Source organism: Micromonospora sp. LOL_023 (assembly GCF_048060115.1).
In the GTDB taxonomy this organism is placed as follows: Bacteria; Actinomycetota; Actinomycetes; order Mycobacteriales; family Micromonosporaceae; genus Micromonospora_E.
In genome coordinates this window covers 1-24,831 of the sequence record NZ_JBHMIM010000062.1, presented here as the reverse complement: position 1 = coordinate 24,831, position 24,831 = coordinate 1, and the positions used below count along the sequence as shown (strand labels likewise).

The window sequence follows — 24,831 nt, the reverse complement described above, 5'->3', positions numbered from 1 at the left end:
GTCGACGATAGGAGACGGACATGGCCACGCCACACAAACTCACCCTGGTGCCGTACCTGCAGCGGTGGGACCACACCAGCCGGACGCTCGCCGTACGGCTGCTGATCGCCCCGGCCGCCGACCCGCTCGCGCCGCTGCTGCCCGCCCCACCCGGCGTGCCGGCGTTCGCCGACGCCAAGCTCGCCTTCGCGGCGTCCATCTCGGACACCGTGCTGGCGCTGCCGCAACGCGACCGGGTCGACCAGACGGCGATCCTGCCCGCCGCCCCGGACACCCGGCACGCGCCGCACGCCCGGCAGATCTTCACCGCGATCGGCGAGGCGCTGGAGATCCCCGCCGGCCCGGCCGGTGACACGTTCGCCCCGCAGCAGCGCGACGGCACCCGGCAGCTGCGCAAGTACCTGCCCGGCAGCTACCGCCGGTCGTTCGGGTTCGTCCGCCCGCGTACCTCCATGGCCGTCACCGACGCCAGCTACCACTGCCTGATGAAATGCCCGCCGGACCCGATGCCGCCGGTCCCACCGATGGCGGTCGGGTGGGGCGAGGCGATCGCGTACGCGCTGCGCCGGCCCCGGCTGGCCGAAGCCCTCGGGCTGGTCGTCACCCTCGACGTACCACTCGACGCCGACCCCCGACTGGCCGCCGGCGGCTGGCTCTGGGTCGACCTCGCCGCGCACAGCGACTACGCCGACCAGGTCGCCGCCGACCCGGCGTTGCTGCGGGCCTTCGCCACCCGGGTACCGCCGCTGCCCACCGACGGCACCCGGCCCGTCTTCACGCCGGTGGCGTTCCCGGTCTCCGCCGACGCGACCGAGGCCGCGACCCTCGGCAACTACGACAAGGTCTTCGCCGAGGCGCTGCGCTTCGACGACGGCTTCGCCAAGATCGTGCATGCCCGGCAGCCGGTCAGCTCCGACCTGCTCGACGAGGCCGGTGACGGCGCACCGATCGCCCGCGACGAAGGCATTCAACTCGGCTGGGACGACGAGGACATCCTCGAAGGGCAGAACCGGGCCCTCGGCGCCCCACCCGACGGTGAGGACCCGGTGCTCGCCCCGCGCGGCGTCCTCGGCTACCGGGTCGACGTACGCCCGGCCGGCGGCCCCGACTGGACCTCACTGTCGCTGGTCGACGCCCCGCTGCACCTCGGCGTCGACCTCGGGGTGGCCAGGGAGGAACGCTGGAGCGAGGTCGCCCCGGCAGAACACAGCGGCCAGCTGTGGCTGCCCGCCTGGTTCGTCCGCTGGCGCGGCGGATCACTCGTCGTCGACACCGACGACGAGCAGCGGCTGATGGAGGTGCCGGCCGGCGCACCGGAGGAAGCGGTGCCGGTCGACCCCGACACGGTGGTGCCCCGCTACGGCCAGTCGTACGAGTTCCGGGTCCGCCTCGCCGACCCGACCGGCGGCGGCCCTGAGCTGATCACCGACCCGGTCCGCGTCGGCGAGGCACCGACCGCGCTGCTGCACCTGCGCCGGCACCGGCCGCCGGCCCGGCTGCAACTCGACCCGTTCACCCCCGAACCGGACGGCACCCTGGCGGCGCTGCGGGTGCACCGCCCCCGGCTCGGCTACCCGGAGGCGGTGTACGCCGCCGGCCCCGGTGCCCGCGCCGACCTGCTCGCCCAGATCGCCGCCAACGCCGCCGGCCCGCCCGAAGCGGCCACCGTGCCGAGCATCGCCGACCCGGACACCGCGCTGCTGCAGATCCGACTGCTGCTCAAGGCACCCGCGTTCGACCCGGCAGCCGACGCCGACGGCTACGTCGACTGGTACACCACCACCCGGCGGTACCCCGACGACGTGTCCGCCGCGCTCGACGTCACACTGTCCTGGGTGGACGCCGCTGACTACCGGGCGGTCGACGTCACCGACCAGCTCGGCCCGGACGGGCTGGTGACCGGGCCGGTCACCGCGATCACCGGCCGCGACCTGCGGCTGGAGCTGCGCGCCGTCGGCCGCGACGACCTCGGCTACTTCGGCAGTGACGCCGCCCGCTTCGGCCCCGCCGAGATCATCGACCTGCACGGGCTGGCCGACCCGGCGGCCGAAGCCGACCTGCTGCGTCCGCTGCCGCCAGCCGACACCCTCCGGTCGGTGTTCCTTCGCCCGGATCCCACCGGTACGCAGTTGGCGGTGCACGCCGTCGCCGCCCAGAACGCACCGACCCCGGCGCTGCTCGGCCGGCTGGCCGGCGCACTCGACCTGGTCGCCGGCGGGTCGACGCTGCTCGGCGTACCGGGGGAGCGGGTGGTGTTCGGCTGCGCCGGGCTCGGCCACTACCTCGCCCCGGACGGCGGCACCGTCGAGTTCACCGATCCGGCCGAGTTGGCCGGGCAGTGGCTCAACGCCGTAACGCTGGTGGTGGACCGGGACTGGACCTGGCGGGGTGCCGGCTCACCGACGGTGACCCTGATCCGCACCGTCCGGCTGCCCGAGGCACCCGGCGGGGGGCCGCCGATCGTCTCGCCGGTCGGCGTGCTCCAGCTGGCCGACTCGGTCAACGTGCAGGCCACCACCGGCGCCACCGACCGCGGCTTCACCCGGATGGTGTTCCTCGACGCGTTCGCGGCACCGCTCGGGCCCGACGGGCTGCCGTACGAGGTCCAGGTCGACTACGAGGTGACGGTCCGCCTCGACGGCGGCGACGAGGTGCGGCGGTCGATCTCGTCGACGCTGCCGATCGTCACCCCGCCGAGGCAGGTGCCGCGCGTGGTCGCCGCAGGCATCGCGCTCACCCCCTACGGCACCGACCCGGCGTACGCGGCGACCATGCCCCGGATCCGGCGACTCTGGCTGGAGTTCGCCGAGCCGCTGGCCGACCCGCGCGACGCCTACTTCGTCCGGCCGCTGACCGTCACCCCGGACCCGATGCTGCTGCCCGGCACCGACCCGGTCGCCGACCCGGCCACCGTGCCGGCGCTGCCGCTGGACCCGGAACTGGTCCGGACCGTCTCCCCCGGGCAGGTACAGGACCTGGCCGGCTACGCCACCATGCAGCGCCTCGAACCGGCCGCCGACAGCGACCGGCACTTCCTGGTGCCGCTGCCGCCGAACACCGACCCCGGCTCGCCGGAGCTGTTCTCGTTCTACACCTACGAGATCCGGGTCGGGCACGACCGGGGCCCGGCCGAGGATCCGCTCTGGTCCACCGCACAGGGCCGCTTCGGCGAGGCACTCCTCCTGGAGGGGGTGGCGCATCCGGCGCCCGAGCTGGTCTGCACGGTGCTCACCGAACCGGACGGCGCGATCCGGGTCCGGGCCCCGTACGCGGCCCCGTACGTCGGGCTGCGCCGGGTGCTGCCCAACCCGCCGAACACCCAGCTGTGGGCGGTGCTGTACGCCCGGGTCGTGCAGGCCGACGCGGCCACCCGCCGCAACGTGCAGGTCGGCCTGCGCCGGTTGGCGATCCCGCGTCGCGGCAGGGACGACCGGTCGGTCCCGTTGCCGGTGGAGGGGGAGACGTACTGGACGGGCGCAGAGGTGCGGTCGGCGCTGGCCGCCGCCGGGCTACCCGACGGACTGCCGGTCAGCGTGCTCTGCGTCGAGGTGTTGCCGGAGCCGAACGGCGGCTTCGTCGACCCGCTCGGCGGCGACCTGGGTCAGGTCCGGATCCTGCGTACGTCGCCACTGTCCGCCGTCGACCGCGACTGCTGCGTATCGTGATCGTGCTTCGTGATCCAATCTGCTTCGAGTGAATGTCGATCACAACGATCTCACGAATTTTCGCCACCGCTCGTGATCGAATCGGAGAATGTGACGGGGAGGGGTCAGTCCCAGGCGCGGCCGAGGGCGTGCAGTTGATCGGCGTACTCGATGCGGCCGGGCCACGACGCGGGCCAGGCCGCCGTCCCGTACGCCGCACCGACGAACGCCCCGGCCAGGCAGGCGATCGAGTCCGAGTCGCCGGCGGTGGCCGCGCCCCGAGCCAGCGCACCCACCGGGTCGTCGGCATGCCACAGCGCGCAGAGCAGCCCGGTGGCCAGGGCCTCCTCCGCGATCCAGCCCTCCCCGGTGATCCGGCAGGCGTCGCCGCCGTCGTCCCCGGCGGCGAGCGCGGCGTCGAGCCGGTCCAGTACGGCCAGGCACTCGTCCCAGCCGCGCGAGATGAAGGCGGTGGGGCTGTCCACTCCGGGCCGCTGCCACAGCGGGCCAAGCCAGTCACCACGGTAGACGGTGCGCTGCCGGTGGCTGTGTTCCCGCAGCAGAAGCGGGAGTGCGGCCAACGGCGTACCGGTGCGCAACAGCCGGACCGCGACGGCGGTCAACTCGCTCGCGGCCAGCGCGGTCGGGTGGCCGTGGGTCAGCCCGGCCTGCAGCTGCGCGACGCCGGCCACGGTGTCGTCGTCGTAGGCGTCGACCAGACCGACCGGGGCGACCCGCATGTTCGCCCCGCAGCCCTTCGACCCGCCGACGGTGGCCTGCTGCCACGGTAGGCCGTCGGACAGCCGGCCGCAGGCCCGCAGACAGGTCATGCCGGGTGCCCGGTTGTTGTCCGGGCTGGCCGCCCAGGCCAGGAACCGGGCCCGGAGCAGCGGCTCCAGCCCGTCCGGGGTGGCTGCCGGGGCGTCGTGCAGCGCCCAGCCGACCGCGAGGGTCATCTGGGTGTCGTCGGTGACCAGCGCCGGGCAACCGGCCAGCTCACGTGGCCCGGCCGGGCCGTACCGGTGGTGGATCTCGGCGACCGTCAGGAACTCGGTCGGCTTGCCGAGTGCGTCACCGTATGCCAGCCCGAACAGGCACCCGGACGCCCGGTCACCCACCGCCGTGTCACCGCCCGCCGCACTATCCACCGTGACCTCCCCGTCTCGTCCCGGTCGGTAGGCTAGCCGGGCCGGTCAACCCGCGGTCCCACCATCGGCACCGGCCACGAAGCCGGACGCCAGCAGGTGCGCGCTCGCGGCGAGTAGCGCCGGTTCCCGGCCGTAGACCCGGGCGAGTCCGAGCGCGTGGTCGAGCACGACGTCCGCGTCCGGTGCGTCGGCCGCCGCCTCGGCCGCCGTCCACCCCGGACCTTCGATTCCCTGTACGGCGACCTGGGTCAGGCCCGCCGCCCCGAACTCGTCCGCCAGCTCCTCGACACGATGGAAGTAGGCCACGGTGAAGCCGATTCCGGGGTCGTTGCGCCCGTCGGTGAGTAGTGTGCGCGCCTCCCGCGCGATCGGCCCGGCCCACCGGCGGGTCGCGGCGAAGTGGAGCGGGCCGGCGAAGCGGGAGATCGCGGCGGCGACGAGACCACCCGGTCGGGTCACCCGTACCGCCTCGGTCAGCGCGGTGATCCGGTCCTCGCGGGCCACCAGGTGGTAGAGCGGCCCGAGGAGCAGCGTCGCGTCGTATCCGTCGTCGGTCTCCGGCAACGCGCGTGCATCGGCGACGTCGGCGTCGATCGCCGGCCGACCGGACCGGGCCTGCCTGACGTGCGCCGGGACCAGATCCAGCAGCCGGACCCGGTGGCCGGCGGCGGCGAGGTGTCGAGCGTACGCGCCGTCGGCCCCGCCGACGTCGAGGATCCGGGCCGGGGACGCGGGTAGCAGTTCGTCCAGCAGTTCGAGAGTACGCAGCCACTCCAGCCGGCCGGACGGATGTGACCGCAGGCGGTCCGCCTCCTGGTGGCGGGAGGTGTAGTAGTCGACGATGATCGCGGACGACGGGTCGGCCATGTTGTCATCATCGGGGGCCGAGGGCCGGCGCGGCCAGGCGTTTTCTGGCCGCCTGGCGTTTTCGGCGGGGCCGGGCGTTTTCTGGCCGGCCTGGCGTTTTCGGCGCGGCCCGGGTCTGCCGCCGGCAGTCCTCGGCTGCTCCGGCCGTAGCCCGAAATACTTCCGGAAGTTCAGGTTGCCGCCTGGGCGGCCCAGGCGCCCGATGCGCCATGCGGCGGGAGTGTGCACCGACCGTGCCGATCTGTAGATCTCCCGGGCAGTGCTGCTGGCCAGCTTGAACGGCCGCCATGCCGCGAATGCGTGGGCTGGCACTGTGTTTCCGCAATGTTTCCGAAAGTTGTTGACAGCCGACCAGATGCCTCCTACCGTCATTCCATCGACGTATCTCTATGATTGTCGATCCCCACCACCACGCGGTACGACGCCGATCCTCGACGGCGGTCGCCGTCCACGACTGGCTGTCGGGTCGTACCGCACCGCTGGCTCCCGCCAGCCTTCAAGAGGAGGAAACACCTACATGAAGGACACTCTCGTCAAGCCGAGGAGTCGCGGCCGTATGCGGCTGCTGATCGGCACCGCGTGCGCCGCCGCGCTGGTCGTCAGTGGCATGGTGATCGCCCCCAGCGCGCACGCCGAGGCTGACCGGACCCTCAGCCAGAACAGCACCGGCACCCACAACGGGTACTACTACTCGTTCTGGAAGGACAGCGGCAACGCCAGCATGACGCTGCGCGAGAACGGCCGGTACTCCAGCCGGTGGGACGGCAGCACCAACAACTGGGTCGGCGGCAAGGGCTGGGCCACCGGCACCCGGCGAACGGTCAGCTACTCGGGCAGTTACCAGCCGAACGGAAACAGCTACCTCGCGCTGTACGGGTGGACGCGCAACCAGCTTATCGAGTACTACGTGGTGGAGAACTTCGGCACCTACAACCCGAGCAGCGGTGCCACCCGGATGGGCTCCGTCACCACCGACGGCAGCGTCTACGACATCTACCGCAGCCAGCGGGTCAACGCGCCTTCGATCGACGGCACTCGAACCTTCTATCAGTACTGGAGCGTCCGGCAGCAGAAGCGCACCGGTGGCACCATCACCACGGCGAACCACTTCGACGCCTGGGCTCGGGCCGGTATGCAGCTCGGCTCCAACCACAGTTACCAGGTGATGGCGACCGAGGGCTACCGGAGCAGCGGCAGCTCCGACATCAACGTCTGGGAGGGTGGCGGCAACCCCGGACCTTCCCCGACCAGCAGCCCCGGCAACCCGGGCCAGGGCAACTGCACTGCGGTGCTGTCGGCCGGCCAGCAGTTCGGCGACCGGTTCAACCTCAACGTCTCGGTGCAGAATGTCAGCAATTGGACCGTCACCCTCACCCTGAACGGCAGCCAGTGGATCCAGAACAGCTGGAACGCCTCGGTCAGCGGCACGAGCGGTACCGTCACCGCCAGGCCGAACGGCAGCGGTAACACCTTCGGCGTGACGATCATGGCGAACGGAAACTGGACCTGGCCGACGGTCACCTGTCGAACATGACCCCGACCGACTGAGCAACAGGACCATCCTGCATGAGTGGGTCGACCTGCTGGGGGTCGACCCACTCGACGATCTTGCACTTATCGACGGACAATGCGGACATATCCTCTCGATAGGTGCAAGATCGTCGAGGGTGGCGGGGTGGACGGGGCGAGGTGGGGGTCAGCCCTTGACGCAGACCACCTGCCGCAGGTGTGCCACTACCTCGACCAGGTCGGCCTGCTCGGCGAGCACCTGGTCCAGGTCCTTGTACGCCGCCGGGATCTCGTCGACCACACCGGCGTCCTTGCGGCACTCCACGCCGACGGTCTGCTCGGCCAGATCGTCGACGGTGTAGGTCTTCTTCGCCTTCGACCGTGACATCCGTCGACCCGCGCCGTGCGACGCCGAGCAGTACGCGGTCTCGTTGCCCCGACCCCGCACGATGTAGGACCCGGTCCCCATCGACCCGGGGATGATGCCCAGCTCGCCCTGCCCGGCCCGGATCGCGCCCTTGCGGGTGACCAGCAGTGGCACCCCGTCGTAGACCTCCTCGGCCACGTAGTTGTGGTGGCAGGAGATCGGCTCGTCGAAGCGGACCGCCGGCACCGCGTCGCGCAGTACCCGGCACAGCAGCGCCAGCATGATCGACCGGTTGCGGGCCGCGTACTCCTGGGCCCAGGTCAGGTCCCGGCGGTACGCCGCCATCTCCGGGGTGTCGGCGAGGAACACCGCCAGGTCCCGATCGGGCAGGCTGGCGTTGTGCGGCAGCTTGCGGGCCGCCGCGATGTGCCGCTCGGCCAGCTCCTTGCCGATGTTGCGCGAGCCGGAGTGCAGCATCAGCCAGACCTGGCCGGCGTCGGCACCGCCCTGCTCGACACAGACCTCGATGAAGTGGTTGCCGCCGCCGAGGGTGCCCAGCTGACGCTGCGCCCGGGACTCCAGCGCGGCGACCCCGCAGTGCAGGCCGGTGAAGCCGGACCAGAACCGGTCCCAGCCGGCGGTCGGCAGGCCGTGCACCCGGTGCGGGTCGACCGGGTCGTCGTGGGAGTGGAACCCTACCGGGATCGCGGCCTCGATCGCGGTACGCAGCGCACCGAGGTCGTCCGGCAACTGCGCGTCGGTCAGGTTGGTCCGCACCGCCGACATGCCGCAACCGATGTCGACGCCGACGGCGGCCGGTGCCAGCGCCTGGCGCATCGCGATCACCGAACCGACGGTCGCGCCCTTGCCGAAGTGCACGTCCGGCATCACCGCGACGCCGTGCACCCACGGCAGCGCGCCGATGTTGCGCAGCTGCTGGGTGGCCTGGGCCTCGATGGTCGACGGGTCGGTCCATACCTTGACCGGGGCACGGGTTGCGGGCAGCAGCGTATGACTCATCGAATGACTCCTCGGTACGGGAACGTGACGGTGACCCAGTGCCGGCTGCGGCAGCGGGAAAGACGGGGCGAGGATCAGCGGCCCGCTGGTGGGCGCGGCTCAGCCGCGTCGGGCGGTGGCGGGTTCTGCCAGCGGTCGCATCGGTGGCTCCTCGGTCGTCACGGTGCCGTTCACGCTAGCGGCCGCCCGCCGGTGGCGGCAATCGGATTGTTGTCGGTGCGGGCGCCCCGGGCGCGCCGGGAGGCGGCGTAGGTGACCGTACGGAGCCGTTGGATCAGCCCGCCGGTGCGCAGCAGCAGCGGAGGGTGACCGGTCGGATCGAAGGCGAGGGCGGCGTCGACAGCAGATGGCAGCGGCTCGCCGACGTCGATCCGACCGAACGTCCGCCAGGGGCTGGTGGCGGTGGCCGCCGCCAGGCGCAGCACGACCGGGCGGCGGTCGGTGACGTCGGCGAGCCGCTCGACCGCGCCGCCGAGGCGGCCCGGGGTGGCCGGGAAGACGGCCAGGTAGATCCGGTGCCGACCGTGCCGCAACGACAGGATGCTGCCGTACGTGGTGGCGAAGTCGCGCCGGGGCAGCGGCAGGTGGCGCAGTACCGGCGCCCGGCCGGCACTGGACACCAGCAGGTCGACCGGGCGGTCCGGGGCGTGCACGCGCACGGCGAGGCCGAGGATGTCCGGCCAGTCGGGCGGGGTCGGGGTGCCCCGGGAGAACCGGATGACGGCCGGCCACCTTCCCGCTGGCAGGAACCATCCGGCGAGTGGCCCCCAGAGTTCGACCTCGCCGGTGAACGAGCGGCCGCGTGGGTGCAGCAGCCGACCGCCTCGCACGCGCGCCAGCCAGGCTCCGAAGGTCACGGCGCAGGGCGTACCCAGGTTCGGGGTGATCTATCGCCGATGGTCGGCGTCGGGGCTGTCTGGTGACTTGTCTGAGCAGAGGTGCCGGGTCCGGCGGCTCCGGATCGGCGACCGGCAGGCATGCTGGAGCCTGTTGATCGTGCGGCGTCGCCGGCGCGGGCGCCCGGTACGGGCCCTGCCCGGAGGCCACCGAGGCGGGTGTCCGGGTCACCGCCGACCCGGGTACCGGCCAGATCGAGATCGTGCTCAGTGCGTAAGGAGAATCCCGACATGTCCGTATCATCACCGTCTGGCCCTGTCTTCCCCGGCAACTTCCTCTGGGGTACGGCGACCGCGTCGTACCAGGTCGAGGGGGCCGCTGCGGTGGACGGCCGGACACCATCGATCTGGGACACCTTCGCGCACACCCCAGGTCTGGTCACCAACGGCGACACCGGTGACGTGGCCTGCGACCACTATCACCGGTTGGAGGAGGACCTGGACATCCTCGCCGAACTCGGCGTCGGCGCGTACCGGTTCTCGATCTCCTGGTCCCGGGTGCTGCCGGGGGCCGGCAGCCAGCTCAACCAGCGGGGCGTCGACTTCTACTCGGCGCTGGTCGACGGCTTGCGGGCCCGGGGGATCGCGCCGGTCGCCACCCTCTACCACTGGGACCTGCCGCAGGAGCTGGAGGACGCCGGCGGCTGGCCGCACCGGGACACCGCCGAGCGGTTCGCCGAGTACGCCGGCCGGATGGGTGAGGTGTTCGGCGACCGGGTGCACACCTGGATCACCCTCAACGAGCCGTGGTGCTCGGCGTACCTGGGCTACGGCTCCGGCGTGCACGCCCCGGCACGCACCGAGCCGGCCGCCGCGCTCGCCGCCGTGCACCACCTGAACCTCGGTCACGGGCTCGCCGTGCGGGCGCTGCGGGCCACCATCGACCCGGCGGCCCGGGTCAGCGTCACGCTGAACCTGCACCACGTGCGGGGTGAGTCGGCCGGCGACGCCGACGCGGTACGCCGGATCGACGCCCTGGCCAACCGGGCGTTCCTCGGCCCGATGCTGGACGGGGCGTACCCCCGGGATCTGATCGACGACACCGCCTCGGTGACCGACTGGTCGTTCGTCCGCGACGGTGACGAGGCCGCCGCGCACGCCCAGCTGGATCTGCTCGGGGTCAACTACTACAACCCGGTGCTGGTGCGGCAGTGGGACGGCGTCTCGGCCCGGTCGACCGCTGACGGACACGCCGACGGGGCGGCCTCGCCGTGGATCGGCGTCAGCGACGTCGAGTTCGTCAGGCAGCCCGGCCCGTACACCCAGATGGGTTGGAACGTCGACGAGACCGGGCTGACCGAGTTGCTGCTGCGGCTGCACCGCGACTACCCGGGGCTGCCGATGATGATCACCGAGAACGGGGCGGCGTTCGACGACGTGCTCGACGCCGACGGGCGCGTGCGCGACGCGCGACGCGTCGACTACCTGCACCGGCACCTGAGCGCGGTGGCCGAGGCGATCGAGGGCGGGGCGGACGTCCGCGGCTACTTCGTCTGGTCGTTGCTGGACAACTTCGAGTGGGCGCACGGCTACGGCAAGACGTTCGGCATCGTGCACGTCGACCGGGACACCATGCGCCGTACCTGGAAGGACAGCGCCCACTGGTACCGGCGGGTGGTCGCGGCCAACGCACTGCCGGCGGCCGGCTGAGTGGGTCTGCCGGCCGGCCCAGCTCGACTGGGCCGCCGGGCGGCAGCCCGCTGACCGGGAACTGCCCCGGTCCGGTTCACCTATCGCCTTGATAATCCCGATCGAGAAGCTAGACATTGCCGGGTCGGTCCGGCACCCTCGGTGGGGTGGACTGGGTATTGGTGCTGGCCGGCCTCGGTATCGGGATCATCGTCGGACTGACCGGGATGGGCGGCGGGGCGTTGATGACCCCGATGCTGGTCATCTTCTTCGGCATCCCGCCGCTCGCTGCCGTCTCCAGCGATCTCGTGGTCAGCGCGGTCATGAAGCCGGTCGGCGGGCTGGTGCACATCCGGCGGCGCACCGTGCACTGGTCGCTGGTCGGCTGGCTCTGCCTGGGCAGCGTGCCGTGCGCGTTCGCGGGCGTACTGCTGCTGCGGGCGCTCGGCGACGGCGAAGGACTGCAGCACGGCATCAAGGTGGCCCTCGGGGTCGCCCTGCTGCTGGCCGCCGCCGGTCTGGTGTTCCGCACCTACACCCGGATGGCCGAGCACGCCGCCCGTCGCCGGGCCGTCGCCGCCGGTGCCGACCCGGCCTCGGTCGCCGCACCCGCCGAGGCCCCGCTGCGGGCCCGCCCACTGCCGACCGTGCTGATCGGTGCCGCCGGCGGACTGATCGTCGGGATGACCAGCGTCGGCTCCGGATCGCTGATCATCATCGCGTTGCTGATGCTCTACCCGCTGCTGCGCCCGGCGTTCCTGGTCGGCACCGACCTGGTGCAGGCGGTGCCGCTGGTGATCGCCGCGGCCATCGGGCACCTGCTGTTCGGCGACTTCCGCCTGGACCTGACCGCCTCGTTGCTGCTCGGCGCGGTGCCCGGTGCCTGGATCGGCGCCCAGTTCTCCTCGCGGGCACCCGGCGGGTTGATCCGCCGGGCACTGACCCTGGTGCTGCTGGCCAGCGCGCTCAAACTGCTCGGCATGCCGGACATCCCGCTGCTGGTGATCCTCGTCGGCCTGGTGGCCGGCGGCTCGCTCGGCTGGATGGCCACCCGCCGCCGGCACGGCCTGCCGGCACTTGCCCGCACCGAGCTGCGCGGCGCTCAGCAGCGGTCGAAGCCGCCGCCGGATCAGCCGGCCGAACCGGCGAAGGTCGGCGGCGGCCGGTAGCGGTCAGGGCGGTCGCCACGGCCGGTCACGAACGACTTCCGAGCGGTCGATCGCAGTGATTCCAGTGAGACGATGTCGAAATGGACTCCCCGCGCCATCCGTTCACCGTGCCGCCCAGCAAGCGGATTCGGCTCCTCGTGGACACCGACGCCCGCAACGAGGCCGACGACCAGTACGCCATCGTGCACGCACTGCTCACGCCCCGGTTCGAGATTCGTGGACTGATCGGTGCGCACTTCGGCGTCCGCAGCGACCTGGACACCGCGGCCGCCAGCGTCGCGGAGATCCACCAGCTGCTGGACCTGATGCGGCTGCCGGACCCGCCCCCGGTAGCCGCCGGCGTCAGCCATCCGATCCGCGACTCGCCCGGCAGCGCCCCCGGTGTCGACCTGATCGTCGCCGAGGCCATCCGCGACGACCCGCTGCCGCTGTTCGTCATCTTCCTCGGCCCGCTCACCGACCTCGCCGCCGCGCTGCGTGTCGAGCCGCGGATCGCCGACAGGCTCACCGCGATCTGGATCGGTGGTGGTCCCCATCCAGGCGGCGGCACCGAATTCAACCTGAGCAACGACGTCGGAGCGGCCAACGAGGTCCTGGACTCCGGCGTCGAGCTGTGGCAGATCCCCAGCTCGGCGTACGGCACGATGCGGGTCGGCCTCAGCGAACTCGCCGTCCGGGTAGCACCACGTGGACGCGTCGGTGAGTACCTGTTTCGCCAGCTCATCGAACTCAACGACGCGATGGGCGACAACCCGGGATGGCCGTCGGGGGAGTCGTGGATTCTCGGCGACTCGCCCGCGGTCGGGGTGCTGCTCGACGATCACTGGATGGACCACGAGCGGGTGCCCGCGCCGAGCGTCGCGCCCGACCTGAGCTACCGGCCACGGCCGGGCAATCCGCGTACCATCCGGGTCTATCGTCGGGTCGACGCCCGGTTCATCCTGGAGGACCTGTACGCCAAACTCCTCCTCGCGTACGGGTGAAGACTGTGGTCAGGGTCGATCAGATGCACAGGATCGAGGACACCGCGCCCGCCGCGCGCTGGGAAGACGCCTTCCTTACCGGCAACGGCGAGTACGGGCTGATGGTGTACGGGGATCCAGACGCCGAGCGGATCGTGGTCAACCACCACCGGTTCGTGCTGCCCAACGGCACCCGGGACCTGCGCCCGCCCGAGTTGGCCGCAGTGATCGAGCAGGTCCGGGATCTGATCCTGGCCGGCCGGCGGGCCGAAGCCGGGAAACTGCTCGCCGGTGGCCGGCAACTACGGTGGACCCAGTCCTTCCACCCCGGGTACGCGTTGACCCTCGACACTGCGGCTGGCCCGGCCGGGACGCTGCCCGCCGGCTATCTGCGTACCACCGATTTCGTCACCGGCGAGGTCACCATCACCTGGGACGGCGGCCGCGCCCGACAGGCCTTCGTGTCCCGCGCCGACCGGGTCGCCGTGCTCCACCTCGCCGCCGGGGAGCGCCTGCTCGGTGCCACCGGAGACCTGCCCGGCCGCCCGACCGACGTCGGCTACGACACCGCCGCCTACCGGCGCGCCGGCCACACCTTCCTACGGGTACGCGGCAGGTATCCGCCCGGTCTCGGCGCGTCCGGCTTCGAGGGGTTGACCCTGGTACTCGGCGCGGCCGAGGCCGTCGGCGACCGGATCCTGATCCACGGGGACGCGTTGGCGCTGACCGTGCTGGACCGCTACGACACACCGGCCTGGGGCACCGAGGCGCTGCACGACCGCCTCGCCGCCCTCGCCGCCTCGCTGGGCCCGGCAGCCACCGGCCCGGCAGCCACCGGCCCGGCAGCCACCGGCCCGGTCATGGCCGCCGGCTACGCCGACCTGCTGGCCCGGCATACCGCGCTGCACACCCCGATGTACCGGCGGGCCGGCCTGGAGTTGCGGGTCGACGAGGACGACCGGCGTCGACCGGTCGGAGACCTGCTCGACGCGCAGCGCGCCGACGACCAACGGCTGCTCCCGGCGCTGCTGGAGCGGCTGTTCCAAGCCGGGCGGTACCTGCTGATCAGCTCCAGCGGGGTGCTGCCGCCCCGGCTGACCGGGCTCTGGCTGGCCTCCTGGGACGCCGCCTGGGCGGGGGACTTCACCACTGACGCCAACCTCAACCTGCAGATGGCCGGGGCGAACGTCGGCGCCCTGCCGGAGGTGACGGCGGCGTACCGGCGGTTGATCGCCGGACAGGTCGACGACTGGCGGCGCAACGCGCGCGCCGTCTACGGCGGCCGCGGTCTGCTCGCCCCCGGGCGCACCGACGGCGAGCACGGTCACCTGTTCCACTTCTGCGACGAGTGGCCGTGGCCGGCCTGGCTGCCCGGCGCGCATTGGCTGCTGTATCCGCTGTGGGAGCACCATCTGGTCACCGGGGAGCCGTTGGGTGAGGTGGCCGGTTGGCTGGTCGAGACGGCCGAGTTCTTCGCCGATTTCCTCACCCGGGTCGATGACGACGGCCGGTTCGTCATCGTGCCGTCGTTCTCCGGTGAGACCGGCCCGTTCGACGAGCAGGACGAGCCGGTGTATCCGGCGGTGAACGCGACGATGGACATCGCCGCCGCCCGGCACGCGTTGCTCCTCGCCGGGAGCCTGACCGGGTCGCCCCGGTGGGCGGAGTTGGCCGCACGGCTGCCGGACTACCTGATCGACGACCGTGGGGCGCTGGCCGAGTGGGCCTGGCCGGGCTATCGGGCCGACGACGACCACCGGCACATCAGCCACCTCTACCCGGTCTGGCCGCTGCACGAGATCACCCCGGACGCCGCCGGAGCGCCGGAGCCGGCCCGCGCCGCGCATCAGGCCCTGCGGGTACGCGGTGACGAGAACCTGTCCGCGCACGGCAGCCTGCACCGGGCGCTCGTCGCGGCCCGGCTGCGGGACGCCGAACTGGTCGCCGCGAACCTACGCAAGATCATCGGTGCGGACATGTTCTTCCGGTCGCTGATGAGCGCGCACAATCCGGGCCTGGAGACCTACAACGCCGACGCCGCCCACACGCTGCCCGGCGTCCTGATCGAGATGCTGGTCGACTCGCAGGTCGGCCTCGACGGGTCACCGGTGAGCCTGCACCTGCTGCCGGCCTGGCCGGCCGAGCTGCCCGGTGGCACCCTGCGTGGGGTCACCTGCCGGGGCCGGATCACCGTGGTAGAGCTGACCTGGGACGATGCTGGGTTGCGGGTTCGGTTGCGCTGCGCGGTCGACCAGCAGGTGACGGTACGCAGCCCGTACGGCGTAGTGACGATCGACCTGCCCGCCGATGAACCGGTGGAATTGTCCCTGCATACTTAGGCGATGCTTACCTCACTTCGACCCGGTCGGGGTGAGCGCGACACCGCTGTGGTGACTGATAGCGGTCGGGTGTTCACTGTTGGTCGGCGACTCGGTGGACTGCTGATCGCCGTACTGCTGCTGGCCGTCGCGGTCTTCGCCAGCCTCGCCTTCGGAGCCCGTGACATCGCGCTGCCGGTGGTCGTCGAGGCGCTGCTCGACCGCGATCCTGGCGTGAACGACCACGTGGTCGTCTGGGACCTGCGGCTGCCCCGCACGGTGATCGGCCTGCTCGCCGGGCTGGCCCTCGGCCTGTCCGGTGCCCTCATGCAGGGCCTGACCCGCAACCCGATCGCCGACCCCGGGCTGCTCGGCATCAACGCCGGCGCGTCGCTCGCTGTCGTCGTCGCGATCACCTGGCTCGGCATCGGCACCACCGCCGGCTACATCTGGTTCGCCTTCGCCGGTGCGACGCTGGCCGCGCTCGCCGTCTACGGCGTCGGGTCGATGGGCTGGGGCGGTGCCACCCCGGTCAAACTGGCCATCGCCGGCTCCGCGCTGACCGCCGTGCTCACCTCGCTGATCACCCTGGTGCTGCTGACCAACCTGCAGACCCTGGAACGCTACCGGTTCTGGCAGGTCGGCTCGCTGGTCGGCCGGGACCTGTCCACCGCCCGTACGGTGCTGTTGTTCATCGTCGCCGGCACGGCGCTGGCGTTGGCGTCCGGTCGGGTGCTCAACGCGCTCAGCCTCGGCGACGACGTCGCCCACGGGCTCGGCCAGCACGTGGTCCGCGACCGGGCGACGATCCTCACCGCGACCGTGCTGCTCTGCGGCTCGGCCACCGCGCTCGCCGGCCCGATCGTCTTCGTCGGGCTGGTCGTGCCGCACGCCGCCCGCTGGGTCACCGGGCCCGACTACCGCTGGATCATCGTCTACAGCGGGGTGCTCGGCGCCGCCCTGCTGATCGCGGCGGACGTGCTCGGTCGACTGGTCGTGTCGCCGGGCGAGGTCGAAGCCGGCCTGGTCGCCGCGTTCCTCGGCGCACCGGTGCTGATCGCCCTGGTCCGCCGATCCCGGATGGCTGCGGTATGACCGCCATCGATGCCCGGCGGGCCGGCCGGGACCTGTCCGCGCTACGGCGGTTGCGCTGGCAGCGGCGTCGCCGGGCGGCGGCCGTACTGTCCGTACTGGTCGGGCTGGTGCTGATCTTCGCGGTGCTCAGCCTGAGCGTGGGGGCGTACCAGATCTCCCTGGACGGGGTGCTGCGCACCCTGGTCGGGCAGGGCAGCAGCCGTGACGAGTTCATCATCGTCGACCTGCGGCTGCCCCGTCTGGTCGCCGGCGTTTTGGCCGGTGCCGCGTTCGGTCTGGCCGGTGGCATCTTCCAGACGCTGTTGCGCAACCCGCTGGCCAGCCCGGACATCATCGGCGTCACCGGCGGCGCGAGCGTCGCCGCGGTGGCCGCGTTGATGATGTTCAGCGCCGGCAGCCTGGGTGTCTCGGTCGCCGCGTTCGTCGGCGCGATGGGTACGGCGACCGCGGTCTACCTGCTCTCCTGGCGGAGCGGGCTGACCGGCTACCGGTTCGTGCTGGTCGGCATCGCCGCCGCGTTCATGGCCCACGGTGCACTCGGCTACCTGCTGACCCGGGGCGAGGTGCGCGAGGCGCAGACAGCGCTGTCCTGGATGGTCGGCAGCCTGGGTGCCGCCCGCTGGCCGGAGATCGCCGTGCTGGCGGCGGTCCTCGGCGTCGGGACGCCGGTGCTGTTGGCGTTGCGCCCGACGCTGAGTCTGCTGCGGTTCGGCGACGACACCGCGACCGGGCTGGGCGTGCTGCTGGAACGCAGCCGGATCGGCCTGTTGGCGGTGGCGGTGACGCTGGCGGCGGTGGCGACCGCGGTGACCGGGCCGATCGCGTTCGTGGCGTTCGTGGCCATGCCGATCGCCCGGCGGATGATGCGCAGCGGCGCTCCGGTGCTGCTGCCGGCGGCCCTGGTCGGCGTGGTCGTGGTGACCGGGTCGGATCTCATCGCCCAGCATCTGTTGCCCGGCAACGTGAAGACCCCGGTCGGCATCGTCACGGCCGTCATTGGCGGCCCGTACCTGTTGTGGTTGCTGGCCACGACGGGCCGCGACGGACGCGCCTAGTACTGCCGTTCCGCCGGTCGGCCATCACAGGTCCGTAACCGGAATTACATAGGCTAGCCAAACCTAACTGCCACGTGATTGCATGTGCTGACCTCGCGGAACGCCCGCTTGCCCAACCAGGGTCGGGCGCTCCATGCGCATGTAGGAGAGACAGTGATCAGCAGAAGATTCAGTCGTGCCCTCGTCGCCGCCCCGCTCGCCCTCGCCCTGGGGCTGGCCGCCTGCGGATCCGGTGAAGACTCGACCGATGATCCCGCCAGCGGCGCTAGTGGAGCCGGCTTCCCGGTGACCATCACGCATGCGTTCGGCGACACCACCATCTCCGACACCCCGACCCGGGTCGTCGCGTGGGGCTGGGGCAGCGCCGACGCCGCCATCGCGCTCGACGTGGTGCCGGTCGCCATCCCGTTCCAAAGCTACGGCGGCGACGCCAACGGCGTACTGCCGTGGATCGCCGAGAAGTTGGACGAGGCCGGCGCCGAGGTGCCCACCGTGCTGCCGGACGCCCAGGAGCCGCCGTTCGACGAGATCGCCGCCGCCGAGCCGGATCTGATCCTCGCCGTCTACTCCGGCATCGACAAGGAACAGTACGACCTGCTGAGCCGGATTGCCCCGACTGTCGCCTACCAGGGCGAGGCGTGGGCCACCCCGTGGCGTGACCTGATCACCACGGTCGGCACCGCGCTCGGCAAGAGCACCGAGGCACAGGCACTGCTCGACGACATCGACGCGCAGATCGCCACCAAGGCGCAGGAGAACCCGCAGCTGGCCGGCAAGAGCGTCGCCATGGTCTGGGACTCCGCCGGCACCTTCTACGTCTACAAGGAAGCCGACCCACGGGTAGAGTTCGCCCTCGATCTGGGGATGACCGGCGCCGAGAGCGTCGACGCGCTCGGCACCGACGAGTCGACGTTCTACTTCACGATGAGCTACGAGCAGCTGGACCAGCTCACCTCCGACGTGCTGGTCTCCTTCGCCACCACGCAGGAGGAGCAGGACGCGTTCCTGTCCTCGCAGGCGGCGCAGACCATGCCGCAGATCGAGTCCGGTGCGGTCGCCTCCCTGGTCGGTGCCGAGTTCATCGCCTCGGTGTCGCCGCCGACCGCCCTGTCGGGCACCTGGGGTCTGGACGACTACGTCGCCGCGCTCGCCGCCGCCGCCGACAAGGTCGACGCCACCTCCTGACCCGACCCTCGCACCCAAGATCGCCGCGATCTTGCGCTTATCGAGAATATTTGTCTACTTTGTCCAACGATAAGGGCAAGATCGTCGCGATCTTGGGTCAGAGCTGGTAGCGCCAGACGGTGATGCCCTCGGCTCCGCTGCGGCACACGATGGTGGCCGAATCGGCGACACACCCGCCGACCAGGCCGGGCACGGTACCGACGAGGCGCACCGTCCGGGTAGCCGGTGCCAACACCGCCAGCCAGGCCGGCCCGTCCTCCGCCGGCTGGCGGTAGCCGACGAACGTCGCGTCACCCCGCCCCTCCAACTCGGTGTACCAGGCGCTCAACGCCAGCAGCGTCCGCCCGGTCACCGGGTCGAGGATCCGCCCACCGCCCGCCCCGGCCTCGGTGCTGGTGTTGCTCAACGCCGCCGAGGCACCGCTGCTGGCGCCAGAGCCGCCGTCCGCCCCCGCCGCACCACCCGACACGCTGTACGCCACCAGGTAGCTGTCGAAGTCGACGACCAGGTCCGCGTCGATGCGCCACACCGACTCCCCGGTCAACGGATCGACCGCCTCGATCTGTGGGCCGGCCGGAAAACAGACCAGCCGGCCGCACTCGGTGATCCGGCCCGGACCGTACCGCACCGGCCGTTGCCAGAGCTGCCGCAACGTCGCCGGATCGTAGCCGGCCACGCCCAACTCGCCCCCGGTCGACTTCCGCATCAACAACGCGCCGGCCATGCTGTCCGGCCGCGACACCGCACCCAGATCGGCGGTACGCAGCACCGTCCCGTCCCGTCCGTCGCGCAGCTCGGCCCGCCCGTCGGCGCCGACCAGCAGCGCCTGCCCGCCGGGCCCGCGCAGTACCTCGGTCGAGGCCGCCAACCCGGTGCGCCACAGCTCATCGCCGCTGGTCACGTCGACGGCCACCAGGGTCGACGCGGTGCCGTCGGACCCACCCGGCTCGTCGAGCAGGGCGGTCCGGCCGTCGTCGGTCAGGGTCAGCCCGCTGCGTGCCACCCAGCGGGTTTGCCCGGTGGCGGCATCCAGGATCATCGTCGCCCCGGTGCCGGGCCCGGAGCGCGGATCGACGAGCACGACATCACCGGTACGGCGTACCTGCCGCAGCCGCCAGCTCGCCGCGTCCAGCGGCACCGTCCAGAGCAGGTCACCGGCCGGGATCGCGTACGCCGACAGTTGCCATGTCGTGGACGAGTTCTGGGCGGCGGCCGAGGTGACCAGCATCCGATCCCCGGCGAGCACGATGTCGCGGGCCTTCACCTGGTGCGCGGCGACCTGGACCAGCAGCGGGCCGTCGGGCGGCGCGGCACCGGCCAGCCCGAGCAGCAGCACCAGGCAGACGAACCCGGCGTACGGGCGCACCCGGCGCACGAGCGACCGCCCGCCGACCGCCGGGTCCGAGGATGACCCGCGCCACCAACCGCCGGCCGCCGGTGGCGGTGTCTCCGGCTCGCGGGCCAGGCCCAGCTCGATGACCATGCGCTCCACACTTCTCCCTGTCGCCGCGGGTGTCCAGCGTCCGGGCGCGATGGAGCCCGTCGACAATACTTACGGGATGGACGACACCCCGGCTCACCGGTCCCGCCGCTCACGTTGGCTGCGCCGCAAGTTCGTTCTCCTCGCCGTTGCCGCGATTGCGGCCGCTCTGCTGGTAACCGTCAGCGGGCACTGGATACGGGCATCGGCCGCCGAGCACGTCTACGACCTGGCGGACGTGCCGGCCGCGCCGGTCGCCATCGTCCTCGGGGCCCAGGTCAGACCGGACGGTACGCCGTCGGAGTTCCTCGCCGCCCGGCTGGAGTTGGCCCGGCGGCTGGTCGAAGCCGATCGGGTACGGGCGGTGCTGGTCTCCGGCGATCACGCACAGTGGGAGTACGACGAGCCGGGGGCGATGCGCCGCTGGTTGATCGAGCATGGCGTACCGGCCGAGAAGATCGTGCAGGACCACGCCGGTTTCGACACCTACGACTCGTGTGCCCGGGCGCGTCGGATCTTCGGCGTGCAGCAGGCGATCGTGGTGACGCAGAGTTTCCACATCGAGCGGGCGGTGACCGTCTGCCGGCGGGTCGGCGTGGACGCGGTCGGCGTCGGCGACGACTCGGTACGCCGGTTCGAGCGGGCCTGGCGGTGGGGCGCGACCCGCGAGCGGCTGGCGGCGGTCAAAGCGGCGTACGACGTGGTGGTTGGCCGGGATCCGGCGCTGCTCGGCCCCCGTGAGACCAGCCTCGACGACGCCTTGCGCAACTGACGATACCTGTAGGCGTGGGTGGCGCTGATTCGCGACGGCATCGAGACGGAGCTTCTCGCGTCGATGCGTGCGGTGTTCGTGCGTCTGGTCGCAGGTGCTCACCCCGGGAAGGGCATGGCGATCGTGCCGCTCGGCGCAGCGCGGTGGCCGTTCGTCGCTGGGGCTCCCAGGTGCGGCGCAGTGGCGACCTGGTCGACATCTAGATTGACGGACGTAGATGTCTTTGGAGGGAGACTGTCCATGACCTCGACCGTCCGTAGATGTATGGCGGTGCTGGCGGCAGCAGTGCTCGTGGCGACCACGCTGGTGGTCGGCAGCAGCGTGCATGCGCAGCCGGCCGCCCCGGTGCGGGTGATGCCGCTCGGTGATTCGATCACCGACGGCTACAACGTACCCGGCGGCTACCGCATCGACCTGTGGCAGAAGTTCCAGACCGGCGGGTATACCGTGGACTTCGTCGGGTCCAAGTCCAACGGGCCGGCCAGCCTTCCCGACCGGGACCACCAGGGCCACTCGGGCTGGCGGATCGACCAGATCGACGCCAACATCGTCAACTGGCTGCGTTCCTCGAATCCGCAGACCATCCTGCTGCACATCGGCACCAACGATGTCCTCCAGAACCGGGATCTACCGAACGCCCCGAACCGACTCGCTGCGCTGATCGACAAGATCACCACCAATGCGCCGAACGCGTACGTGTTCGTGGCCACGATCGTCCCGGTCAGCTTCAGCGATGACAGGGTCCGCAGCTACAACGCGGCCATCCCGCAGATCGTGCAGAGCCGGAGGAACGCCGGTCGCAACGTTCACCTGGTGAACATGTATCCGGCGCTCACCAACGCCGATCTTGCCGACGGCGTGCACCCGAACGTGACCGGGTACAGCAAGATGGCCACCACCTGGTACAACGCCATGCTCGCCGTACCGGGAAGCCTCAACCCGGGGGGCAGTCCGAGCCCGAGCCCGACCACCCCGCCGGCGACGAGCCCGCCGCCGGCGACCACCCCGCCACCGACGAGCCCGCCGCCGGCGACGACGCCACCGCCTGCCACGACGCCACCGCCGGGCGGCGGCTGCACAGCGACGGTTTCGGTCAACCAATGGAACGGTGGTTTCGTCGCCACCGTACGGGTGACGGCCGGATCGGCCGGCACGAACAGCTGGACCGTGGGGATGACCCTGCCCGGCGGCGCCACCATCACCAATGCCTGGAACGCCGACCGCAGTGGCAACAGCGGCGCGGTGCAGTTCCGCAACGTCAGCTACAACGGCCGGATCGCCGCCGGGCAGTCGACCGAGTTCGGCTTCCAAGCCACCGGCAGCGGCTCGGGCATGACCCCGTCCTGCAGCGCTGGCTGAGCCGACACCTGAACACCGGTGTGGGTTGCGCCGTCGTCCGGCGTTGCCCACACCGCAGGTCAGCAGTAGGTCAGTAGTAGCCTTTCCGGCCGTCCAACAGCTCCCGGATGACGTCGAGGTGACCGACGTGCCGGCCGGTCTCCTCGACCATGTGGATCAGCATCCAGCGCAGTGACGCCGCCGCCGAGCGGAAGTCCGGGTGACGGCCGGCCTGTTCCAGCGGATGCGCGCGATGATCTCGTTGGAGACAGCGCACTGCCGTTCGTAGTCGGCGAGCAGTTGGGCCTGCGGCACGCCGTCGACCCGCATGTCGGCGTCCTCGCGGGTCTCGTCGAACTGCGGCCCGTCGGCCGGACGACCGAGGAACATCACCTCGAACCAGGTGTGTTCCACCCAGCGTAGGTGCGACACGATTCCGGCGACGGTCATCAGTGGCGAGGACGGCAGCAGTACGCGGTGGGCATCGGCGTCCGACAGCCCGTCGCACTTGAAATGCACGATCGCGCGTTGCATGTCGAGCCAGCCGACCAGCTGGGTGCGTTCGTCGGCGTCGAACGGTGGGCGGACCCGGTCGGGCGTCATGACCGGGAGGCTAGCCGTGCGGAGAGCGACCCGCACCGCAGTTTCGCACCGCCCGGTCGACGACCGGTCGGGGTCGGACGCCACCGGCGTCCGACCCCGACCTTCGCCGGCCCTCTGACGGATCAGTTGGGCAGGTAGCCGAGCACCGTTTCGACGATTTGTCCCCCGCAGGTGTTGTCGAGGGAGTCGAAGTGGTCACTGCTGGACGCCCAGCACCGGCGCAGCATCGAATACGACCCGGCTGGTGGCGAGGTGTAGGCGTACCCGATCAGGCCGACGACCGGCTGGCCTTCGCAGTCCGCGTCGAGCGACGTCATGTAGTCCCAGTCACCGCCGACCAGACACTGGTAGAGCGGGTGGGTACCGGCCGCCGGACTGGTCCGCACCGCCCCGGGGGAGAATTCCAGCTCGTAGCCGTCGATCGACGTGGCGGTGCTGCTGATGTGGTCGCGGCCGTTCCAGAACCGGTAGAGGACAGCGGTCGGCAAAGGGGCATCTTGGGCGACGAAGGTCAGCCGGTTCGGCGAACCCGTACCGGGGTCGGTGATCTTGCTCGGCGTCGAGTCGTCGAACATCGTTGTGGCGACCTGCGCCGGGGTCATGCTGGGGCTCGCTGCGAGGATCAGCGCCGCCGTCCCGGCCACGTGCGCGGTGGCCATCGAGGTTCCGCTGATTGTGTTCGTCGCCGTGTCGCTGGTGCTCCACGCCGAGGTGATGCCCTCGCCAGGGGCGAAGATGTCGGTGCAGGTGCCCCAGTTCGAGAAGGACGCCCGTTCGTCGGCGCGGGTGCTCGCGTTGACGGTGATCGCCTCGGCGGCCCGGGCCGGGGTGAAGTCGCAGGCGTCGGCGTTGCTGTTGCCGGAGGCGATCGTGTAGACCACGCCGTCGGCGATCGAGTTGCGGACCGCGTCCTCGACGGTCGCGTTCGAACCGGATCCGCCCAGACTCATGTTGGCCACCGCCGGTACGCCGGTGGCGTGGTGACCGGTCACCCAGTCGACGCCGGCGGCGACTCCGGCGAAGCTGCCCGATCCGGCGCAGCTGAGCACCTTGACGGCGATCAACGAAACGCCCTTGGCCACGCCGTACTGCGATCCGCCGATCGTGCCGGCGACATGTGTGCCGTGGCCATTGCAGTCGGTGTCGTCGCCGTCCCCAGTGGTGTTGGTACCTTAGGAGGCGCGGCGGCCGAAGGTGGTGTGCGTGACGCGGATGCCGGTGTCGATCACGTAGGCGCGGACGGTGGACGCCGTCGTCGGATAGGTGTAGCTGTTGTGCAGCGGCAGGTTGCGCTGGTCGATCCGGTCCAGGCCCCAGGACGGCGGGTTGATCTGGGTGTCCGACGTTTGGACCAGACCGTCCTGCTCGACGTAGGCCACGTCGGGCCGGGCGGCGAGCCGCCGCGCCGCAGGCTCGCTCATCGTCGCGGCGAAGCCGCGCAACGCGTGCGAGTAGACGTGCAGCAGCTTCGCGCCGTACCGCGCCGCGAGGTCGGTGGTGTGTGCCTGGCGGCTCGCTGTGGCGTGGTCGGCGAAGACGACGATGTAGCTGCCCGCGATGGCGTCCGGGCTGTCGGCCCCGAGGATCTCGCCCGTGGCGGCGACGGCGGGTGACGCGGTCGCCGGGATCAGCATGGTGGCCGCTGCGGCGGCCACCGCCCCATGTCTGGCCGCCCGAGTCAGCCAGGACGTACGGGATCCAACCATTGAGCCTTTGCGAGTAACGGTCCGCGACTGGGTGTAGTGCCGGTACTCGGCTCAGGTGGTTCGGTTGT

At 71.5% G+C, this 24,831-nt stretch carries 17 protein-coding genes and 2 pseudogenes; 11 read left to right on the top strand and 8 right to left on the bottom strand.

All coding sequences use genetic code 11. The features are described 5' to 3' along the window. The first annotated feature begins 20 nt into the window (after nucleotides 1-20). Complete coding sequence (locus ACFHVL_RS26080; RefSeq protein ID WP_416631079.1) at nucleotides 21-3,665, top strand: hypothetical protein; 3,645 nt, start codon at nucleotides 21-23, stop codon at nucleotides 3,663-3,665. A 104-nt stretch (nucleotides 3,666-3,769) separates the two neighbouring features. Here ACFHVL_RS26080 and ACFHVL_RS26075 read toward each other — a convergent pair whose 3' ends face one another. Next, complete coding sequence (locus ACFHVL_RS26075) at nucleotides 3,770-4,792, bottom strand: ADP-ribosylglycohydrolase family protein (RefSeq protein WP_416631078.1); 1,023 nt, start codon at nucleotides 4,790-4,792, stop codon at nucleotides 3,770-3,772. Between the two features lie 45 nt (nucleotides 4,793-4,837). Next, nucleotides 4,838-5,659 carry a class I SAM-dependent methyltransferase gene (locus ACFHVL_RS26070; RefSeq protein ID WP_416631077.1) on the bottom strand — a complete coding sequence of 274 codons (822 nt, stop codon included), beginning with the start codon at nucleotides 5,657-5,659 and terminating at the stop codon, nucleotides 4,838-4,840. Nucleotides 5,660-6,176: 517 nt separating this feature from the next. On the opposite strand from ACFHVL_RS26070, the gene ACFHVL_RS26065 reads away from it, so the two are divergent. Then, nucleotides 6,177-7,193 carry a glycoside hydrolase family 11 protein gene (locus ACFHVL_RS26065; protein WP_416631076.1) on the top strand — a complete coding sequence of 339 codons (1,017 nt, stop codon included), beginning with the start codon at nucleotides 6,177-6,179 and terminating at the stop codon, nucleotides 7,191-7,193. Between the two features lie 162 nt (nucleotides 7,194-7,355). Here ACFHVL_RS26065 and ACFHVL_RS26060 read toward each other — a convergent pair whose 3' ends face one another. Both ACFHVL_RS26060 and ACFHVL_RS26055 read right to left on the bottom strand, forming a co-directional pair. After that, nucleotides 7,356-8,555, bottom strand: coding sequence for an RtcB family protein (locus tag ACFHVL_RS26060; RefSeq protein WP_416631075.1), 1,200 nt, complete (start codon nucleotides 8,553-8,555; stop codon nucleotides 7,356-7,358). A gap of 170 nt (nucleotides 8,556-8,725) precedes the next feature. Beyond that, nucleotides 8,726-9,412, bottom strand: a complete 687-nt coding sequence (locus ACFHVL_RS26055) for a phosphodiesterase (protein WP_416631074.1) — start codon at nucleotides 9,410-9,412, stop codon at nucleotides 8,726-8,728. A 270-nt stretch (nucleotides 9,413-9,682) separates the two neighbouring features. On the opposite strand from ACFHVL_RS26055, the gene ACFHVL_RS26050 reads away from it, so the two are divergent. From ACFHVL_RS26050 to ACFHVL_RS26020, 7 genes are all read left to right on the top strand, one after another. After that, nucleotides 9,683-11,101 (top strand): GH1 family beta-glucosidase, encoded by a 1,419-nt coding sequence (locus tag ACFHVL_RS26050; RefSeq protein WP_416631073.1) that lies wholly within the window; start codon nucleotides 9,683-9,685, stop codon nucleotides 11,099-11,101. A gap of 146 nt (nucleotides 11,102-11,247) precedes the next feature. Continuing rightward, entirely contained in the window at nucleotides 11,248-12,249 is a 1,002-nt protein-coding gene (locus ACFHVL_RS26045; RefSeq protein ID WP_416631072.1) for a sulfite exporter TauE/SafE family protein, read from the top strand. Nucleotides 12,250-12,329: 80 nt separating this feature from the next. After that, a complete protein-coding gene (locus tag ACFHVL_RS26040) occupies nucleotides 12,330-13,232 on the top strand; it encodes a nucleoside hydrolase (protein ID WP_416631071.1) in 903 nt (300 codons plus the stop codon). A gap of 23 nt (nucleotides 13,233-13,255) precedes the next feature. Next, nucleotides 13,256-15,550 (top strand): glycosyl hydrolase family 95 catalytic domain-containing protein, encoded by a 2,295-nt coding sequence (locus ACFHVL_RS26035; protein ID WP_416631070.1) that lies wholly within the window; start codon nucleotides 13,256-13,258, stop codon nucleotides 15,548-15,550. Nucleotides 15,551-15,553: 3 nt separating this feature from the next. Next, on the top strand, nucleotides 15,554-16,624 hold the full coding sequence (locus ACFHVL_RS26030; RefSeq protein ID WP_416631069.1) for a FecCD family ABC transporter permease: 1,071 nt from the start codon (nucleotides 15,554-15,556) through the stop codon (nucleotides 16,622-16,624). Continuing rightward, nucleotides 16,621-17,679: a FecCD family ABC transporter permease gene (locus ACFHVL_RS26025; protein ID WP_416631068.1), complete on the top strand. Its 1,059-nt coding sequence runs from the start codon at nucleotides 16,621-16,623 to the stop codon at nucleotides 17,677-17,679. The genes ACFHVL_RS26030 and ACFHVL_RS26025 overlap by 4 nt, the downstream gene beginning before the upstream one ends. A 153-nt stretch (nucleotides 17,680-17,832) precedes the next feature. Continuing rightward, on the top strand, nucleotides 17,833-18,864 hold the full coding sequence (locus ACFHVL_RS26020; RefSeq protein ID WP_416631067.1) for an iron-siderophore ABC transporter substrate-binding protein: 1,032 nt from the start codon (nucleotides 17,833-17,835) through the stop codon (nucleotides 18,862-18,864). Between the two features lie 97 nt (nucleotides 18,865-18,961). Here ACFHVL_RS26020 and ACFHVL_RS26015 read toward each other — a convergent pair whose 3' ends face one another. Further along, a complete protein-coding gene (locus tag ACFHVL_RS26015; protein WP_416631066.1) occupies nucleotides 18,962-20,347 on the bottom strand; it encodes a PQQ-binding-like beta-propeller repeat protein in 1,386 nt (461 codons plus the stop codon). Nucleotides 20,348-20,423: 76 nt separating this feature from the next. Between ACFHVL_RS26015 and ACFHVL_RS26010 the strand changes: the two genes are divergently transcribed. Together ACFHVL_RS26010 and ACFHVL_RS26005 are read left to right on the top strand one after the other, a co-directional pair. After that, nucleotides 20,424-21,116: a SanA/YdcF family protein gene (locus ACFHVL_RS26010; protein ID WP_416631065.1), complete on the top strand. Its 693-nt coding sequence runs from the start codon at nucleotides 20,424-20,426 to the stop codon at nucleotides 21,114-21,116. Between the two features lie 240 nt (nucleotides 21,117-21,356). Then, a complete protein-coding gene (locus ACFHVL_RS26005) occupies nucleotides 21,357-22,475 on the top strand; it encodes a cellulose binding domain-containing protein (protein ID WP_416631064.1) in 1,119 nt (372 codons plus the stop codon). Nucleotides 22,476-22,545: 70 nt separating this feature from the next. On the opposite strand, the pseudogene ACFHVL_RS26000 reads toward ACFHVL_RS26005, so the two are convergent. The 3 genes and pseudogenes from ACFHVL_RS26000 to ACFHVL_RS25990 form a co-directional block, all read right to left on the bottom strand. Then, nucleotides 22,546-22,988: pseudogene (locus tag ACFHVL_RS26000) on the bottom strand (DUF664 domain-containing protein). A gap of 191 nt (nucleotides 22,989-23,179) precedes the next feature. Further along, nucleotides 23,180-24,193: pseudogene (locus tag ACFHVL_RS25995) on the bottom strand (S8 family peptidase); the annotation flags it as partial. 36 nt (nucleotides 24,194-24,229) lie between these two features. Continuing rightward, nucleotides 24,230-24,712, bottom strand: a complete 483-nt coding sequence (locus tag ACFHVL_RS25990; RefSeq protein ID WP_416631063.1) for a S8 family serine peptidase — start codon at nucleotides 24,710-24,712, stop codon at nucleotides 24,230-24,232. Nucleotides 24,713-24,831 lie beyond the last annotated feature (119 nt).

Coding starts and splice junctions, on each gene's coding strand:
- ACFHVL_RS26080 (WP_416631079.1), top strand. CDS start 21: ATGGCCACGCCACACAAACTCACCCTGGTGCCGTACCTGCAGCGGTGG.
- ACFHVL_RS26070 (WP_416631077.1), bottom strand. CDS start 5,659: ATGGCCGACCCGTCGTCCGCGATCATCGTCGACTACTACACCTCCCGC.
- ACFHVL_RS26065 (WP_416631076.1), top strand. CDS start 6,177: ATGAAGGACACTCTCGTCAAGCCGAGGAGTCGCGGCCGTATGCGGCTG.
- ACFHVL_RS26060 (WP_416631075.1), bottom strand. CDS start 8,555: ATGAGTCATACGCTGCTGCCCGCAACCCGTGCCCCGGTCAAGGTATGG.
- ACFHVL_RS26050 (WP_416631073.1), top strand. CDS start 9,683: ATGTCCGTATCATCACCGTCTGGCCCTGTCTTCCCCGGCAACTTCCTC.
- ACFHVL_RS26040 (WP_416631071.1), top strand. CDS start 12,330: ATGGACTCCCCGCGCCATCCGTTCACCGTGCCGCCCAGCAAGCGGATT.
- ACFHVL_RS26035 (WP_416631070.1), top strand. CDS start 13,256: ATGCACAGGATCGAGGACACCGCGCCCGCCGCGCGCTGGGAAGACGCC.
- ACFHVL_RS26030 (WP_416631069.1), top strand. CDS start 15,554: ATGCTTACCTCACTTCGACCCGGTCGGGGTGAGCGCGACACCGCTGTG.
- ACFHVL_RS26025 (WP_416631068.1), top strand. CDS start 16,621: ATGACCGCCATCGATGCCCGGCGGGCCGGCCGGGACCTGTCCGCGCTA.
- ACFHVL_RS26015 (WP_416631066.1), bottom strand. CDS start 20,347: ATGGTCATCGAGCTGGGCCTGGCCCGCGAGCCGGAGACACCGCCACCG.
- ACFHVL_RS26010 (WP_416631065.1), top strand. CDS start 20,424: ATGGACGACACCCCGGCTCACCGGTCCCGCCGCTCACGTTGGCTGCGC.
- ACFHVL_RS26005 (WP_416631064.1), top strand. CDS start 21,357: ATGACCTCGACCGTCCGTAGATGTATGGCGGTGCTGGCGGCAGCAGTG.